The 18513-nt window shown below is 35.3% G+C and carries 8 protein-coding genes and 1 pseudogene; 6 read left to right on the top strand and 3 right to left on the bottom strand.

Going from position 1 to position 18513, the window contains the following annotated elements; all coding sequences use genetic code 11:
* Positions 1-80 precede the first annotated feature (80 nt).
* Complete coding sequence (locus NQQ59_RS23630; protein ID WP_144212221.1) at positions 81-2522, top strand: glycosyl hydrolase 115 family protein; 2442 nt, start codon at positions 81-83, stop codon at positions 2520-2522.
* A gap of 105 nt (positions 2523-2627) precedes the next feature.
* On the opposite strand, the gene NQQ59_RS23625 is transcribed toward NQQ59_RS23630, so the two are convergent.
* The 3 genes from NQQ59_RS23625 to NQQ59_RS23615 form a co-directional block, all read right to left on the bottom strand.
* The gene (locus tag NQQ59_RS23625) at positions 2628-4142 is read right to left on the bottom strand and encodes a rhamnogalacturonan acetylesterase (protein WP_144212223.1); all 1515 of its coding nucleotides are present in this window, start codon (positions 4140-4142) and stop codon (positions 2628-2630) included.
* Positions 4143-4316: 174 nt separating this feature from the next.
* Complete coding sequence (locus tag NQQ59_RS23620) at positions 4317-7181, bottom strand: glycoside hydrolase family 2 protein (RefSeq protein WP_144212225.1); 2865 nt, start codon at positions 7179-7181, stop codon at positions 4317-4319.
* Between the two features lie 20 nt (positions 7182-7201).
* Positions 7202-8509: a rhamnogalacturonan acetylesterase gene (locus NQQ59_RS23615; protein WP_257698454.1), complete on the bottom strand. Its 1308-nt coding sequence runs from the start codon at positions 8507-8509 to the stop codon at positions 7202-7204.
* 321 nt (positions 8510-8830) lie between these two features.
* Between NQQ59_RS23615 and NQQ59_RS23610 the strand changes: the two genes are divergently transcribed.
* From NQQ59_RS23610 to NQQ59_RS23590, 5 genes and pseudogenes are all read left to right on the top strand, one after another.
* Positions 8831-12232 carry a DUF4450 domain-containing protein gene (locus NQQ59_RS23610; RefSeq protein ID WP_144212229.1) on the top strand — a complete coding sequence of 1134 codons (3402 nt, stop codon included), beginning with the start codon at positions 8831-8833 and terminating at the stop codon, positions 12230-12232.
* Between the two features lie 95 nt (positions 12233-12327).
* On the top strand, positions 12328-14457 hold the full coding sequence (locus NQQ59_RS23605; protein WP_144212231.1) for a hypothetical protein: 2130 nt from the start codon (positions 12328-12330) through the stop codon (positions 14455-14457).
* Between the two features lie 213 nt (positions 14458-14670).
* Positions 14671-16524, top strand: coding sequence for a rhamnogalacturonan lyase (locus tag NQQ59_RS23600; protein WP_144212233.1), 1854 nt, complete (start codon positions 14671-14673; stop codon positions 16522-16524).
* A gap of 491 nt (positions 16525-17015) precedes the next feature.
* A complete protein-coding gene (gene rhaT, locus NQQ59_RS23595; RefSeq protein ID WP_144212235.1) occupies positions 17016-18086 on the top strand; it encodes an L-rhamnose/proton symporter RhaT in 1071 nt (356 codons plus the stop codon).
* Positions 18087-18112: 26 nt separating this feature from the next.
* Positions 18113-18513 (top strand): annotated as a pseudogene (locus tag NQQ59_RS23590) (bifunctional rhamnulose-1-phosphate aldolase/short-chain dehydrogenase); the annotation flags it as partial.

Raw genomic sequence — 18513 nt, 5'->3', positions numbered from 1 at the left:
AGACTTAGGCTTTAGCCAAATAATCAGTTTTTTAAGATGACTTTATGCCTTAGTGTCTTTGTGGCTAAAAATTAATAACAATGAAGAGATTAGTAATTTTAATTTTTGCTATTGCGGCCACAAATTGCTTTAGTCAGAACAAAAATACGACTGAATTTTTAATTGCTGATTCCAATCGTGCGGAAAATATTTATATTGATCAAAATACCAATCCCTTGATTGTTTGGGCGGTGAATGAACTCGCAGATGATATTCAGCAATTGACTGGAAAACGTCCAGAAATACTTCAGTCTGATTCATTTTCAAAAAAAGGAATTTATATCGGAGAAGCTTCGGATAAACTTTTTAATTCGTTTAAAAATAAGAAAGAATTATCAGGGCAATGGGAGAAGTTTGTGATTCAAAAAGAGAAAGAAAACCTTCTGATTATAGGTTCTGATGTTCGGGGAACGGTTTATTCTATTTTTGAATTGACAGAACGTTTGGGAGTTTCACCTTGGAAATGGTGGGCAGATGTCCATCCTATAAAAACAGAAAAACTTTCTCTAAAGCTTGTAAACCAAAAAATAATTTCTTCACCTTCCGTTCAGTACAGAGGTATTTTTTTAAATGACGAAGATTGGGGATTACAACCTTGGGCTGCCAAAACTTTTGAACCAGAAACGGGAGATATTGGTCCGAAAACCTACGAAAAAATCTTTCAATTATTGTTAAGATTAAAAGCCAATACCATCTGGCCGGCGATGCATCCTTCTACAAAAGGATTTTTTACCATTGCTGGAAATAAAGAAATGGCGCAGAAATATCATATTGTAATTGGTTCTTCTCATGCTGAGCCAATGCTTCGAAACAATGTGGATGAATGGAAACCAAAAATCTACGGAGATTACAATTATTTTACCAATAAAACCAAAGTCGATCAATATTGGCAGGAACGTTTAGATGAATTAAAATCGGCGCAAAATGAAACTATTATGACTTTAGGAATGAGAGGTGTTCATGATAGCAAAATGGAAGGTGCAAAAGATTTGAAAGAATCGATTGCAATGGTTGAAAAGATCATTCTTAATCAGCGAGAAATGTTGTCGAATACTTTTAAAAAACCTTTAGAAGAAATTCCGCAGGCTTTTGTTCCATACAAAGAGGTTTTGGAATTATATGATAACGGACTTAAAGTTCCAAGTGATATTACATTGGTTTGGCCAGATGATAATTACGGATATATTCGCCGTTTGAGCAATGAAGAAGAACAGAAAAGGGTAGGAGGAAGTGGTATTTATTATCATATCAGTTATTGGGGAAGGCCGCACGATTATCTTTGGCTGAGTACCATGCAACCGGGTTTGATTTGGTACGAAATGAATAAAGCGTATCAAAACGGTGCAAACAAAATGTGGATTGTCAATGTTGGTGATATAAAACCTGCAGAATATGATACAGAATTGTTTTTGGACATGGCATGGAACATTAATAGCATCAAATCGGACGGAATTAATCAATATCTGAAAGATTGGTCGGCGAGAGAGTTTTCGTCAAAAATCAGTTCTGAAATTAGTGCTGTATTGGAAGAATATTATCGTTTAGCAGTCCTTAGAAAACCAGAATATATGGGCTGGAGCCAAACCGAGCCCACAACGCAAATAAAACTTTCAGATTTCTCCGAAAAGGAAATTTGGAGTAGAATAAAAGCCTACGATAAACTTATTGAAAAAGTAGATAGTCTTTCATCATTTGTTCCGCAGGAAAGAAAAGACGCTTGGTTTCAATTAGTTGTTTATCCTGTAAAAGGAGCAGCTTATATGAATCATAAGTTTTTATATTGGAATTTGGCTGCGATAACTTTAGATGAAAAAGAAAGAGAGAAATATGAGGTTTTGGCTTCGATATCATATAAAAAAATAGAGGAACTCACAGATTTCTATAATACCAAATTAAGTGATGGAAAATGGAATAAAATGATGTCCATGCATCCTAGGAATCTTCCAGTTTTTGATTCGGTTAAAAAGCCAGAATTCATTAAAAAAGAACAAAAAAATACCGAAAACAGAATTGCAATTCAAGCCAATGCTTTTGTGTCAGAAAAAGGTTTTAAAAATTACCAATGGAACACCATCAATGGATTGGGATATAGCAATAATGCGATTACTTTATTTCCGTTTAAGCAACAATATTTTAAAACAGAAAAGCCTTTTGTAACCTACGAATTTGAGATTAAAACTGCTGGAGAATATGAAGTTGAAGTACGTTTACTTCCAACACATGCCAATAATTTTGATCATGAAATAGGGATTCAATTGGATAAGAATACAGTACAGCTTTTTAAAACGAATACAAGAGACAGGGAAAAAGCATGGAAAGAAAATGTTTTAAGAAACAGTGCCATTGTAAAACTCCCTGCAACGAATTTAGAGAAAGGAAAGCATACTATTAAAATAGAGGTTAACCAAACAGGGATTGTATTAGATCAATTGTCAATTTCCCCTTCAAGCGAAGGAGGCTCTTATGAAATACCTAATAGATAATTTGAGCTTCTATTCTAAGAGAAGAAAATGTAATGATAAAAAAATAACCTCTCACTACATGAGAGGTTATTTTTTTGAAAAACTGATTTGAAAATCTTCTTGTATTTATTGCTTTGCTTGAATTTCGATATAGTCTTTCAGATTGCAGTCTTTTAGTTTTTTCAAACTTTCTGCAACAGTAAGTGCATTAAATGCTGCGCCTTCGGCTCCCGTATGGGTATGGTCTTTTGGGAAAAATGCTTTTACTTTTTCTTTTCCTAAAGCCTCGTATTTTGTGGCTACAATGTCATTTAGGTCAATGTAAGGAACATTCTCTTTATCGGCAGCTATTTTAGACCAATTTACGTAAGTGTCTGTTCTGCGTTCGGCTTTGTCGTTTGGCCATTCGTTTCTTGGTGTCAGGCTTACCACAATCGGAATTGCGCCTTTTTCTTTGGCTTCGCGAATGAATTTTACCATATACCACCCAAAAGTATGTACAATTTCTTTAGTTCCGTCAGGACGTGTTACTTCTTGTATTTCGTCACCATTTCCTTTTAATGAACCTCTGAATTTTTCTTTATCAATATCGCCAGCATCATTATGCCCGAATTGGATGATTACAAAATTCCCAGGTTGCAATTGGTTTTTGACTTCATTCCATAAACCTTCATATTCAAAAGTTCTAGTGCTTCTGCCACCACGCGCTTTGTTGATTACTTCAATTCTGGTCGTATCGCAATATTGAGGAAACGGCACACCCCAACCCACAGCATCGGGATTATTATTGTTGTTTGCCATTGTTGAATCACCAATTAAGAATAATTTTTTCTTTGGCGGAAGCACAATTTTCGGATCTTTTAAAATATAATTTTTTAGAGAATTTTTACTGTTTTTCAATTCATTAATAATAACAGAAGCCGAAAGGACCGCACCTTTTGCAGAAGTATGGGTGTGATCTTTTTTGTAGAAATAAGTTCCCGTTACCTTGGATTCACTTAATTTCTCCATTTCCAAAGCCATTTTTTCATTCAAATTGATGAAAGTTACTTTTTCTTTTTCAGCAATTTGTTTCGCCCATAAACCGTATGATTTATCGTTGCGAGGTACTTTTCCTTCTTTCCAGTCGTTTCTAGGAATTGGCGAACAAATAATCGGAATAGCGCCTTTTGATTTTGCTTCGCGAACTACTTTCTGAATGTACCAGCCGTAACTATGAACGGTTTCATGTTTTTTGGTTAGAATGTTGTCGATTTCCTGTGTTTCGTTTCCAATTCCTTTTATGGTTCCGCGCGCACGAAGGCTGTCATTTACTGGTCCGTCGTCATTATGTCCAAACTGAATTAGAACATAATCACCTTTTTTAAGTTTGTTCAAAACAGCAGTCCACAAACCTTTATCCTGAAAAGTTCGGCTGCTTGTTCCGCCCAAAGCATGATTTTCAATGTGAACTTTTGAAGTATCTAAAAACTGACCAATATAATCTCCCCAGCCCCAAAGTCCGCCAGCTCCGTCGCCTCTTCCGTTTTTAACGGTGGAATCTCCTACCATGAAAACGGTTGGTTTATTGTCTTGTTTTGGAGTAAAATTGAAGAATAAAACTGCCAATATGAAGGTGAAAAATATTTTAAATGATTTCATATTTTGAATTATAAATTATGAATAATGTTGTGCATATTTATTTAACCGCAAAGTTCGCAAGGGTTTACGCGATGAGCGCAAAGCTTTGCGAACTTTTTTTTTTTCAGTATAAACAGCTAAAAATCTTAGCGTTCTTTGCGGTTAAAAGATTTTAGTTTTTAAACCTGAAACAAATTAATTATTTCTAAAATCAAACCATAAATTCATTTTAATACCGTCATCACCGCTTTTGATTCTGATATTGGTTGGCTGACTTTGAGGTCCTTGTTGTTCCAAAGGTTTAAAATCTCTCATGGCCGGAATTTCATACATAAACGAAATATCGCCTTCTGGAAATGCTGGTTGTGGATTACTTCCTGGAAAACCATTTTTAGGTAAATCTGGAGTAAATAATCTCAAGAATAAATTGTCAGACTCACTGAAAACTTTAAAAGAGGAAGCGCCTGCTTTTAAGTTGGCTCCCAATAAATTGGCGTGATATCCTTTGAATTCTGGATAAATTAAATTTTCAAAACTTTCGCCTGTAATTGTATTGTTGTAGTCTTTCTCCCAAATACCGTAAGTTGTTCCTTTGATTCTGTTTTTCCAAACATGATAAGGACCTCTTCCAAACCATTTGATTCCTTTAACGTCTTTTTCAGGAAAACTAAAAGTAATTCCGAACGAATTGATTTTATCTTCAAAAAATGCTCCGTCAAATCCGTCAGCACCGTTTGCTCTTTCGTTTTTTAGAACAATCATTTCCATTTTAAATCTTCCATCAGCTTCCATCGTCCATTTTATGGTTGAAATTCCACCAACATATGAAACCAAACAAACCGCTTTGTCTCCATCTTGTGAAACCTGAATATCCTTTAATTTAGCTTTCATTCCAATAGGACGCGGACCATTTGTTAATGGAATAGAGGAAGTTCCGTTTTTGACAGAAGTAATTTCTCCGTTCGTAGCATTCAAAACAACCGTAACGTCACTTCCTTTTAGAGTAACTTCTGTAGCCGTTTTTACGGCAGATGCCTTTGCTTTTGTATTTTCTACAGCTAAAAATTTAGTAGCATAAAATAACGCTTTGTGTATAGGCCAAGTCCAAGTATAAATTTCTTTTCCAAATTGATCAAAAGCCGAAATGGATAAAACATCACCTTCAGCAAAATTGCTCGGAACTGCGAATTTAATTTTATGTGTTTCACCCGGATCAATGCTCGGAATTTCGATTTTTCCTGTGGCTATTTCTTTCGCAGTAGCATTCGTATAAAGTACATTTTTATCCGATTGCAACACTTTGAATTCCATTTTGCAAGTATTCAAATTGCTGAAAAGAAAATCGTTTGTAATCAAAAAAGAACCATCAAAATCTGGTGTAACTTGTTTTGGCTGAAACTGAATTGGCGCCCAAACTTCTTTTACTGTATAATAACTTCCTTCTCTTTCACGATGTGGGCCTAAAATTCCGTCAGCAGCTAAAGAACCTTTAGAATCAAATTTTACATCTCCTGTCCAATCTGAGCGCAATACGGCTTCGTCAAGCATAGCCCACATAAATCCTCCAGCAAAAAGCGGACTTTCTTTGTAGCGATTCCAGAAATCTTCCAGAGCCGCTCCATGTCCGTTATCATAGGTTCCGTGCATGAATTCAGTTGGGAAAAATACATTTTCACCAGCATTAAAACGGTGCATTCCTGTCAAATAAGTCGGGTAGTGATGTGTGTCCCAACCGTTAAAATCTGCCCAAGGATGAATCACGATTCTTTTTTGCGGATCATATTGTTCAAAAACTTTGTCTACATTGTAATTCCATCCACCTTCGTTTCCGTTATCCCAAATAATTACTGATGGATGATTGACATCTCTAGTCACCATTTCTTTCACCAATTTGGTTCCTGTTTCAGTATCATAAGAGTTTTGCCATCCAGCCAATTCATTCAAAACAAAAATTCCCAAAGAATCACATGCTTCAAGGAAATGTGAATCTGGAGGATAATGCCCTCTAACGGCATTCATATTCATATCCTTAATTAATTTAGCATCCAGTAAACTAATACGTTTGCTTGTACTTCTTCCGCCTTCTGGCCAGAATGAGTGACGATTGATTCCTTTCATCACGATTTTGGTACCATTTACATAAATACCGTCTTGTTTTTTGAACTCTAAAGTTCTGAAACCAATTCGTTTATTATATTCATGAAGCACAGTTCCGTTTTGTTTCAAAACCAATTGTAAGTCATATAAATTAGGACTTTCTGGATTCCATGGTTTTATGTTTTTCCATTGTGCAGCAATACTTTCTTTGGTGCTTTTTGCTTTTACAGGAAAAGTAAAAGTTTGAAAATTCTCTCCGTTCAAACCTTTTAGAGTTGCTTCTAAAGTAACATTTTTAGAAATATTTTTAAGATTCAGATCAACTGTAATCGAACCATCCATTTTCGGATTTACCGCTATATTTTCGATATGTGCTTTTGGAGAAACTTCCAACCAGACTGGACGATAAATTCCGCCAAAAAGCCACCAATCGGCTCTTCTTTCAGCTGCATTCACCGATTTGTTTGCCGAATGTTTCCAAACATGAACTTCTAAAGTGTTTTTTGAACCATATTTCAATAAAGACGAAATATCGTATTTAAACTCATAAAAACCTCCTTGATGAATAGCTCCTGCCAGCTTTCCGTTGATTTTTACTTCAGTATCCGTCATTGCTCCACCAAAAGCAATCAAAACTTCTTTTCCTTTGTACGATACAGGAACCTCAAATTCATATTTGTATAAACCTTCTTCTTTACTTGGTTCTTTCTGATTGAGTTCTTTGTACCAGCGACCATAGGTATATTCGCCAAATCCTTCTAATTCCCATTGTGACGGAACATTAATTTTAGACCAAGCTTTGCTGTTATTTCCATCAGTACAATAAAAATCCCATTTTACAGGATGTTCAAAATCTTCACCCGAAAGATAGATTTTGTCGGTTTGTTGTGCGTTGCTGTTTTGGGTCAGAAAAAAGGCAAACGCTGCAAGTGAGAGATTTTGGATAGTGTTTTTTAGTAGCATAGTAAAGTTCTTTTGATGGTTTAATTGCCATCTGGTTTAACAATTTCAAAACGTGCACTCATTGGAAGTGTCCAGCTTGAAATGAAATTTGGTTTCTTCGGATTATAATCTGGTGTTTCTTTTTTGATTTGCTTTTTTAATGGAATATCCAATTCGCGAATTCCTTTTAAAACGCACAGGGCAATCTCATTTGCTCCAAAACTATTAAAATGTGTATTATCATCCAACGCTTTTACCTGTCCTGGAAAAGTATTAGCGGGATATTGAACAAACGCTTTTCTAGAAGGCTCGTCACCCCAAGTTTCGTACAAGTCGGTTGTCATTTTAGTAATGTCAATCAGGGCGATATTGTTTTTTTGAGCAACTGCACGCATTGCAGCAGGAAAATCTCCATGTGTTTCTTTTAAAGTACCATTTTCATTGAAAAACCTTCGTTGTGTTGGCGTTACCAGAACTGGAATCGCGCCTTTTTCTTTTGCCGAATTTACAAACTCAGTCAATAAATTCGAATAAGATTCCCAAGGTCCATTTCCTTCACCTTTTATTTTTTCATCATTATGCCCAAATTCTACAAATAAATAATCTCCCTTTTTGATTTCAGAAAGTATTTTTTTCAGACGATTTGCTCCTTTAAACGAACTTAAAGAAGAACCTGAATAAGCATAATTTGCGACCACAACATTTGAATCAAGATAATTTGTAATGAATTGTCCCCACGAAGCCCAAGGCTCCACATCCTGATCGGTAACTGTTGAATCGCCAGCCAGATAAACGACAGTTAAATTGTCTTTTCGCGTTATTTTGATACTTTGAATCGCAACTTCACCTAAAAATTCAAGCGTTAGTTTATTATCCCAGTTTAAAATTTCTTTCTCACGATCTTTTAGACTAATGTTGGTTTGATTGTCTATTTTAATATTCCGAACATTAACATTAAAAGTTGCTGTTGCTTTGTGTCCTTTTTCAACTAGAAAATGAGTTAGCATCAATCTTCTCGATTCAGCTTTTATGGTGACATCCGATGCTTTTTCAGTGCTTCCCGTAACAACTTCAATTTGATAATTTCCTTCTGGAACAGCAACAGAAAAATAAACAGGTTTATTGCTTGAAAAGCCATCAGAATTAAAACTGACATTAGAAGCTGTATTGAAATCAAATCCATAGCCCATTTTTTCTGAAAAAGGCAATGGTTGACGAACTGTGATGTTCTTTTTGTTTTTAGCTGTTTTTGCAAAGACAAAAGAAAAAGTTTTCTCTGAACTTTTTGCTGTATCATTTTTGCTTTGCGCTAAATTGATTTCATTGTTATAAGTACTATTTGAATGCATAGCGAAGAATTGTTGCGGAGCTGCTGCAAATAGAAGGATCGATAAGAAAGTGCTAATTTTTATCAACTTTTTTTAGGATTTTGATTTTTATATTTTCAAATGTAATTGTTCAGTTTTAATATGGTATCCTGTACTATGATGTTAAAAAATATTAGTAATCTTAAAAAAAATATGATTATTCTGTTTGAGTAATCAGGTATGTACAGGATAGAGTACCGTAAAAAAATAAAGAAATTGCAATATTATTATTGAATTGATAAAATAATAACAGAATATTTTACGATCTGTTTATTGAAAGTAAATACCTACTATATAGTCTTTATGAATACTAAAAAACATTTTATTCGAATAATAATTGGTTTACTTTTTCTAGGTTCCGCAAATGCACAGGAGAAAGCCATTCGAAAACTACATTACGCACCTGAAGAAAATGCTTTTGTTTTAAAAAACGGAAACCGAAAATTCAATCGTGCTTTGTATGGTTCAAATACTGGTTTTAGAGTCGAAACGGGTGATTTGCCTGAGTTTGCTATGTATATGCCAGGAATGGGAGGAAATTTTAAACTCGGAATTGCAAACGGTAAAGAAAGCAAATGGATTACAGAAGCTTCTAAAATTGATACAAGATATGTTTTAGGAACTATGCATTATACGATCGAAGATGCAATTTTAGGAAAGGGAAAGTTGTTTGTTGATGTTGTAGCTTTAAAACAAGAAGAAGGTTTTATTGTAAAGGTTTCTGGTGAAAATATAGCTAAAAACACTAATTTGATTTGGGGATTTGGAGGTGCGACAGGAAAGAAATTCAGTCGTGATGGAGATATTGGCGCAGACCCCGAATCGGTATTTTATTTACAGCCAGAGTATTGTTTGAATAATAAATATATGTTGCAAAAACAATCATTTCTGTTGGAATATGGTTCTGAAAGTAACAAACAGAAAACAGGAAACAATAAAAGTTTACTTGGATTTTTTCCAGAATCGGCAACACATTTAAGTAATGCAAAACAACAAAAAACGCCTTTGAAATTATATAATTCAAATGCTGAAAATTTGCCCGTTCTTTCAGGAAAATTAAAAAGTGTTTCGGAAAAAGGAAATTATTGGTTGTTTTCTACAAACGATTTAAAAACAGATGTTTCGCAAAAAGGAATTGCACAGCTTTACGAAAAATCGGTTCAGGAAACACAGCTTTTGGCAAACAGAGTAAAAGTTAAAACACCGGATCCTTATATTAATAATTTAGGTTTTGCATTATCAATTGCTTCGGATGGAATTTGGGAAAGTCCGGCGTATCTGCATGGAGCCATTGCGTGGAGAATGTACCTAAATGCATGGCGTGGCGCTTACACGGCAGATCCTTTGGGTTGGCATGATAGAGCAAAGACACATTTTAGAAGTTATAGCAATTCACAAGTTACTGCACCAGATAGTGGTCCAATTGTTTTGGATCAAGAGAGAAATCTGGCACGCCAAAAAGAAGAAATCGGGACTTCGATGTTTAGTAGCGGTTACATTAGTCGTAATCCAAACAAAAATACAGTTGCACATCATTATGATATGAACTTGGTTTTTTTCGACCAAATGTTGCGTCATTTTAAATGGACAGGAGATATTGTCTTTTTGAAAGAAATGTGGCCAACAATTGAAAGACATTTAAAATGGGAAAAACGAAATTTTGATCCCGATAATGACGGACTTTATGATGCATACGCTACAATTTGGGCGAGTGATGCTTTACAATACAGTGGAGGAGCTGTGATTCATTCGTCAGCCTATAATTATTATGCCAATAAAACAGTTGCAGAATTCGCTAAAAAAATTGGTAAAGATGCAGCTCCTTACGAAAAAGAAGCAGAGAAAATTTTAAAAGCTTCAAAAGAGCAACTTTGGATTTCAAAAAAAGGAATTTTTGCTGAATATAAAGACGCTTTAGGAAATAGATTATTGCACGATTCGCCAGGAGTTTGGAGTATTTATCACACAATTGATTCTGAGGTTTCAAATCCTTTTGAGAGTTATCAAATGTTGAGTTATGTTGATAATCAGATTCCACATATTCCAATTTCAGCAGAAGGATTGAATAAAGAAAATCTATATGTGATCAGTACAACAAATTGGCAACCTTATACATGGTCAATCAATAATGTGGCTTTGGCAGAACAATTGCACACTTCACTGGCTTTTTGGCAAGGAGGACAAGCTGATAAAGCATTTAAAATGTGGGAAAGTGTTTTGATTGAAAGTTTGTATTTAGGTTCTTCTCCTGGTGGTTTTGAACAGCTTTTGTACCAAGACGCAATGCGTGGCGAATTGTATCGTGATTTTGCCGATCCAATCGGAATGGCATCCCGAACTTTAGTAGAAGGGCTTTTCGGAATTCAGCCAGACGCCATTGCAGAAGTTTTGACTATTCAGCCCGGCTTTCCATCTGATTGGGATCAAGCCTCTTTAGAAGTTCCAGATGTTTCGATTGCTTTCAACAGAAAAAATAAACAAGATACCTATCATATCGAAAATCATTTTACTTCAAAAATGAATTTAAAATTGGTTCTCAATGCACCTTTTGACGGAATTGAAAATATTAAAGTGAACGGAAAAGATGCATCATATAAAGTAATTTCAGAAAGCATCAAAACTCCAAAAATTAGTATTGAAGTACCTTATAATGCAATGTATGATATAGTTGTGAATTGGAAAGGCGGAACTTTTAGAAAACTATATACTAAATCTTCCTATAATTCAGGAGACGCATTAAATATGATCGTTAATAAAGGAGAAATAGTTTCATTTTATGATCCGCAAAGTGTTTTGGGAAAAGTTGAAAAAACAACTGGAACTTTTCTGTCAACAGTAAATGGCGAAGGAAATAAAACCTTTTTTATTCAATTGAAACAAGGTGATTTTTCTTGGTGGTATCCGGTTGATTTAAATATAAATTCTAAAAAAGAATCTGATTTAATTGTTACAAATTGGGATCTTCCATTGGATAAGTCCCAACGTGCAGAAACGATTCCGCTTTCGAATTATTTCAATGCAAAAGTTACTGATATTTATACGAATGAATATTTGTCACCAAGACCACAGACAGTAACATTACAGCTTCCAAAACAAGGAATTGGAAATTGGTGTTATCCAAACGTTTCCGTAAAAATTGATGATACGGGTTTGCGTGCAAAGGCAAAACAAAGCGGTGAAATAAAGACACCAAACGGAATCCCGTTTAAAACGCCTTCAGAGGAAAATCAGAAAAATATAATTTTTACTTCGATGTGGGATAATTATCCAAAAAGCATTGATATTCCGTTAACCGGAAAAGCTTCGCATGTTTATTTCATGCTGGCGGGAAGTACAAATCCAATGCAGAGCCGCATCACAAATGGAGAAATCACGATACATTATACCGATGGCACTGCTGAAATTTTGCCTTTAAAAAATCCAGAAAACTGGTGGCCAATCGAACAAGATTATTTCGTTGACGGTTTAGCTTTTACAACTGATGCACCAAAACCACCAAGGGTATATTTGAAATCAGGTGAAATTTCGAGAGATTTTAAAGATTTTACGCCCATCAAAGGATTTTCAAATTACGGAGTAGACGGAGGCGCAGGAACAATTTTGGATTTGCCTTTAAAGAAAAATAAAACATTGAAAAGTCTGACTTTGAAAACTATTGCAAATGATGTTGTGATTGGTTTAATGAGTGTTACTTTAATTAGATAATTTGTCAATTTGATCATTAGATAGTTGTTTACGAAGCTAATTGCAGTCGAGGCAATTCAAAAACCTGAAACCTAAAACAAAAAATATATAACCAAATGAAAAAATATCAATTTATTACTGTATTTCTGTTTTCTCTTTCGCTTTTAGCGCAACAGAAAATTGACCGAAAAGCGCTTGTTAACAGGCACAATGTTCAAATTACCGCAATAGATACTTTAGCATCTTTGACCGTTGGAAACGGAACTTTTGCTTTTACTGTTGATGCAACGGGATTGCAGACTTTTCCCAAAACGTATCAAAACGGAATTCCCTTAGGAACACAATCAGAATGGGGATGGGACAGTTATAAAAACACAGAGAATTTTAAATTTTCAGAAACCTTAAGAGATTATCAGCAGTATGGCAGAAATGTATCTTATACGGTTCAGATAAAAGAGCCAAAAAGAAAAGTTGATGCGATAAACTGGTTCAGGCAAAACCCACATCTGTTGCAGCTGGGGAATTTAGGTTTCGAAATTACTAAGAAAGATGGAAGCTTGGCTAAAGCATCGGACATTAAATCAATTTCTCAAAAATTGAATTTATGGACTGGTGAAATTGAAAGTTATTTTGAAGTAGAAGGAACTCCTGTTACTGTTTTAACAGCTTCACACCAACAAAAAGATGCAGTTGGAGTAAAAGTAAAATCAGAGTTATTACAGCAAAAACGTTTAAAAATCAGTTTAAGAATTCCGTTTCCAACCGGTGATTGGGCTGATTTTGGAACTAAATACGAAGGCAAACAAAATTATACGAGTACGCTGAAGCAAAAATCAAAATCGGAAGCTGTTGTAACGCATGTTATGGATAGTATTTCTTATAATGTAGATTTGAGCTGGAAAGGAAATGCAGCAATTAAAAAAGTGGGAGATCATTATTTTGTTGTAGAAGCATCAAATACAAATGCTTTAGAATTGAGCTGTCTTTTTGCTTTGGTAGATAAAAAATCGGTTTCAAATTCGTCTTTTACAGAAATAGAGAATAGTAGTATAAAAGGTTGGGAGCAATTTTGGTTAAGTGGTGCCGCAGTTGATTTTTCAGGAAGTACAGATCCGCGCGCTAAAGAGTTGGAGCGAAGAGTAATTCTTTCGCAGTATTTGACCAAACTACAATGTACAGGAAAAGTTCCGCCTCAAGAAACAGGATTGACTTATAACAGCTGGTATGGAAAACCACATTTAGAAATGCATTGGTGGCATGGTGTTCATTTTGCCCTTTGGAATAGACCAGAATTATTAGAAAAAAGTCTTCCATGGTATCAGAAAGTTTTTGATAAGGCTAAAAATATTGCCAAAAGACAAGGTTTTGAAGGTGCAAGATGGCAAAAAATGACAGATCCTGATGGGAATGAAAGTCCGTCGTCTGTGGGTTCATTTCTAATTTGGCAACAACCACATTTCATTACTTACGCCGATTTAATATATCGTGCTAAACCTACTACAGAAACACTAAATTTATATAGTGAGCGTGTTTTTGAAACGGCAAATTTCATGGCTTCATTCGCAAATTATGATAGTAAAACCGACCGTTATGTTTTAGGACCAGGTGTAATTCCTGCACAAGAACGCTTTAAGGCAATGGAAACGTTTAATCCAACTTATGAATTGGCATATTGGAATTGGGCTCTGAAAACTGCAATTGCTTGGAAGAAAAAATTAAACCAGAAAGTTCCTGAAAAATGGGAAACTGTTTTGGCAAAACTATCAAAACTTCCGGTTTCAGGCGATGTTTATTTGGCTACAGAAAGTGCGACAGATTCTTATACAAATCCTGAATTTAAAACAGATCATCCATCAGTATTGGGAACTTTCGGAATGCTTCCTGAAACTTCTCTTTTGGATAAAAAAATCATGAAAAATACTTTTGATTTGGTTTGGAAAACTTGGTCTTGGGATAAAACTTGGGGATGGGATTTCCCGATGACTGCAATGTCTGCAGCGCGTTTGCAAATGCCTGAGAAAGCTATCGATGCCTTGTTTATGAATGTGACAACCAATACGTATTTAAAAAATGGACATAATTATCAAGCCGAAAGATTAACACTTTATCTTCCTGGAAATGGTGGTTTGCTGACTGCCGTTGCCATGATGTGTGCTGGCTGGGACGGATCGACAGAAGAAAATCCAGGTTTCCCTAAAGATGGAACTTGGAAAGTACAAAGTGAAGGATTTAAAAAGTTTTTTTAAAGATTCTAAGTTGCTAAGGTTCTTAGGGACTAAGTTTTTAAAATTGAAAAGTAGTTAATCTCGCAAAGACGAGTTTTTGCACGCTCCCGATAGCTATCGGGATTAAACAGATTTAGGTAGATCTATTTAAGATTTTATAAAAAGAAATCTGCGAAGATCAGCTTAAATCTGTTTAAATCTGCGTGAAATTATAACCAAAACCAAATAAACTATATGAACAATAATAAAATCATTTCATTAATAATGCTTTTCATAAGTCTGAATATTTTCAGTCAAAGGCAAATGGAAAACTTAGATCGTGGCGTTGTTGCGGTTAAAAATAATGGTCAGTTTTTTATAGGATGGCGTGTTTTAGGAACAGATCCTGATCATTTGACGTTTAATTTATATCGAAAAAGTGGCAATAAACAAGCTGTTAAACTGAATGACAAACCTATTTCTGGTGCAACAAATTTTATAGATGTAAAAGCAAATTCACAGGAAGAAAATACTTGGTTTGTAAAAACGGTTTTAAAAGGAAAAGAAAGCGATGCAAAGGGAAGTTTTACGATTCCTGCGTCAAGTCCGGATAAAGATTATATGTCCATTAAATTAAAAGAAATTGAAGGTTATACAGCTAATGATCTTTCGGTAGGAGATTTAGATGGTGACGGAAGATACGATTTGATTGTTCATATGACTGGAAAAGGACATGATAATTCACATACAGGAATTACAGATCCACCGATTTTCCAGGCTTATACTTTGGATGGGAAATTTTTATGGCAAATTAATTTAGGCAAAAACATTCGAGAAGGTGCACATTATACGCAATTCATGGTGTATGATTTAGATGGAGACGGAATTGCAGAATTGGTTTGTAAAACCGCTGATGGAACGACAGACAGCCAGAATAATGTAGTTGGAGATGCTTCAAAAGACTGGGTTGATCGCGACCCGAATTCGGGAACTTATGGTAAAATTTTAAAAGGTCCGGAATATCTTTCTGTTTTTGATGGAAGAACAGGAAAACTGTTAACAACTGTCGATTATATTGCGGAACGTGGTGATTTGGCAGGCTGGGGTGGACATGGCGGAAGTGGTGGAAATGATACAAAAGGAAATCGAATGGATCGTTTCCTTGCTTGTGTTGCTTATCTGGATGGTGTTCATCCAAGTGTCGTAATGTGTCGTGGTTATTACGGAAGGACAGTTTTGGCAGCATGGGATTTTAAAGATAAAAAACTGACTTCAAGATGGGTTTTTGATAGTAAAGATGCTGAGAACCCATATTCAGGAATGGGAAATCATAATCTTACGGTGACGGATGTGGATAATGATGGAAAAGACGAAATTATTTATGGTTCTATGTGTGTAGATGATAACGGAAAAGGGTTATATACAACAGGTTTCAGACATGGAGATGCTATTCATGTTTCAGATTTAGATCCAGATCTACCAGGTTTAGAAGTTTTTGGAATTCATGAAATTGAGAATGGTACAACGGGACCTGGAGTTACAATTTTTGCTGCTGCAGATGGAAAAGTATTATTTAAAGGTTCTATAAATGAAGATGTTGGACGTGGAGTTGCAGACAATATCGACCCAACGCTGAGAGGTGCACAATTTTGGTGGGCTGGTTCTCCTGATTTATATGATATGAAAGGAAAAGTCGTTGGAAAAGCACCAAGTTCAGCTAATTTTTTGATTTATTGGGATGGAGATACTTCAAGAGAACTTCTGGATTCAAATTATATTGATAAATACAATAAAGGAAGATTGTTTACCGCAACTGGAGCGGTTTCAAATAATGGAACGAAAAAGACTCCTGCGCTTTCTGCTGATATTTTAGGTGACTGGCGAGAGGAATTGATTTTAAGATCTGAAGACAATAAAGAACTTAGAATTTACTCGACTACAATTCCAACTGAAACCAGACAATATACTTTAATGCACGATCCACAATATAGATTGAGTATTGCATGGCAAAATGTGGGGTACAATCAACCTCCACATACTAGTTTTTATATGGGAAAAGATATGAAACCTGCACCAAAACCGAATATTTATTTAGTAACTAGGAAATGATAAATGGTTTAGAGTGACAAAGAAACAAAGAAACAAAGAAACAAAGAAACAAAGAAACAAAGAAACAAAGAAACAGAGAAACAGAGAAACAGAGAAACAGAGAAACAGAGGGATCTCTAAGTTTCTGAGTTTTTCTGATCTTGATTATATAAACTAAATATATGAGAGTCATAAAGTTTAATAAAATTATTTAGTTGCCTCCAGCTTTAGCTGGAGGTTTTTTTTTATGCCATTTAGAGGAGTTTTGGATAAAAATATACATTTTGATTTTTTGTAAAATGCAGATTTTATAATTATGAATGTTGTTTTTGTAGCCTGTTAAATATGATGATAATGTAATATTGTTTATATAATGTTTTGAATAATTGTGTTCTTTTAACAAAAAATCAGAAAAAGCATAAAGGATAGTACAGGATAGTTTTGTTTTTTACATTTTTTTATTTTACAAAACCAAATTACTAACGGACTAACCACAAACTAAAAAACATTAAATGGAATCATTATTAGGAATCATTTTTCATTCTATCGGAGGATTTTCTTCAGGTAGTTTTTATATGCCTTTTAAGAAAGTAAAAGATTGGGCTTGGGAAAGCTATTGGCTTGTCGGGGGTGTTTTCTCGTGGCTTATCGTGCCTCCTGTAGCGGCTTATCTAACGATTCCTAATTTTACTGAGATTATCATTGCTGCTGCTCCATCGGTAAAGACATTGGCATTTGTGATGGGACTTATCTGGGGAGTGGGTGGATTGACCTACGGACTTGGAGTTCGTTATTTGGGAATGTCGCTTGGAAACTCCATCACTTTGGGGTTTTGTTCGGCTTTTGGTGCGTTGATTCCACCGATCTACTACAATTTTAATTTTGTAAAAGGTAAGGAATCCATCAGTGATATGTTTGCCAATTCAGGAGGACAGATGGTATTGTGTGGTGTTCTGGTATGCATTATAGGAATCGCCATTTTGGGGAAAGCCGGAATGCTCAAGGAAAAGGATTTTGCAACTGGACATGAAGACAAGGACAAGGATTTCAGTTTGGTAAAAGGACTTATCATCGCGATTGTATCAGGTATTTTGAGTTCGTTTTTCAATTTCGGGATCGAGGCTGCAAAACCGATGGCAGATGTGGCCAATGAATCTTGGAAGGCACTTCATCCAGGACAAGGAGAGTTTTTGTTCCAGAACAATGTAAGTTACATTGTGATTCTTTGGGGAGGTCTAACAACAAACTTTATCTGGTGCCTTTATCTGAATTTTAAAAATAAGACTATTGGTGACTATATCAATAGATCTACTCCGATAACCAAAAATGTTATGTTTTCTGCTCTTGCGGGAACCATGTGGTTTCTGCAGTTCTTCTTTTACGGAATGGGGGAGAGCAAACTGGGCAATGGTGCCAGTTCATGGATTCTGCATATGGCAACCATTATTCTGACAGCGAATTTTTGGGGATTTTATTTGAAGGAATGGAAGGGTGTTTCTAAAAAAACATTCAGGGCTTTTGCCTTGGGAATCGCCCTTATGATGCTTTCAATCGTTTTGGTAGGAATTGGTAACTCATTATAAATAATACAAGAAAATAATATAAGTATATGTCGAATACAAAAACAATCAATACAAATTTTAAGCATGTAAGCTACCTTTGGGATGATGCTAAAGCCGCAGCATTGGCGGGAGATGAAGTAGCGCTTTTTATTTATCGTTCCAACCTTTTGGGAGCCGATCTAAGACTGACCAACTACGGAGGAGGAAACACTTCTGTTAAAATTACCGACAAGGATCCCTTAACTGGGGAATCTTCTGAGGTAATGTGGATCAAAGGCTCTGGGGGAGATATCGGAACCTTGACAAAATCGGGTTGTGCCGCTTTGTATTTGGACAGACTTCGTAATCTTGAAAATGTCTACAGAGGAATTGAGTTTGAAGATGAAATGGTGGAACTGTTCAACCACTGTATTTTCGATCTGGCGTCAAAAGCGCCTTCAATCGATAC

Origin of the sequence: Flavobacterium panacis, from assembly GCF_024649945.1 — a bacterium.
GTDB lineage: Bacteria > Bacteroidota > Bacteroidia > Flavobacteriales > Flavobacteriaceae > Flavobacterium > Flavobacterium panacis.
This window is presented reverse-complemented; position numbering and strand designations above follow the sequence as displayed.

Excerpts from the sequence above, each read along its gene's own strand:
- NQQ59_RS23625 (WP_144212223.1), bottom strand. The coding sequence starts at position 4,142 with ATGAAATCATTTAAAATATTTTTCACCTTCATATTGGCAGTTTTATTC.
- NQQ59_RS23610 (WP_144212229.1), top strand. The coding sequence starts at position 8,831 with ATGAATACTAAAAAACATTTTATTCGAATAATAATTGGTTTACTTTTT.
- rhaT (WP_144212235.1), top strand. The coding sequence starts at position 17,016 with ATGGAATCATTATTAGGAATCATTTTTCATTCTATCGGAGGATTTTCT.
- NQQ59_RS23615 (WP_257698454.1), bottom strand. The coding sequence starts at position 8,509 with ATGCATTCAAATAGTACTTATAACAATGAAATCAATTTAGCGCAAAGC.
- NQQ59_RS23630 (WP_144212221.1), top strand. The coding sequence starts at position 81 with ATGAAGAGATTAGTAATTTTAATTTTTGCTATTGCGGCCACAAATTGC.
- NQQ59_RS23605 (WP_144212231.1), top strand. The coding sequence starts at position 12,328 with ATGAAAAAATATCAATTTATTACTGTATTTCTGTTTTCTCTTTCGCTT.
- NQQ59_RS23600 (WP_144212233.1), top strand. The coding sequence starts at position 14,671 with ATGAACAATAATAAAATCATTTCATTAATAATGCTTTTCATAAGTCTG.
- NQQ59_RS23620 (WP_144212225.1), bottom strand. The coding sequence starts at position 7,181 with ATGCTACTAAAAAACACTATCCAAAATCTCTCACTTGCAGCGTTTGCC.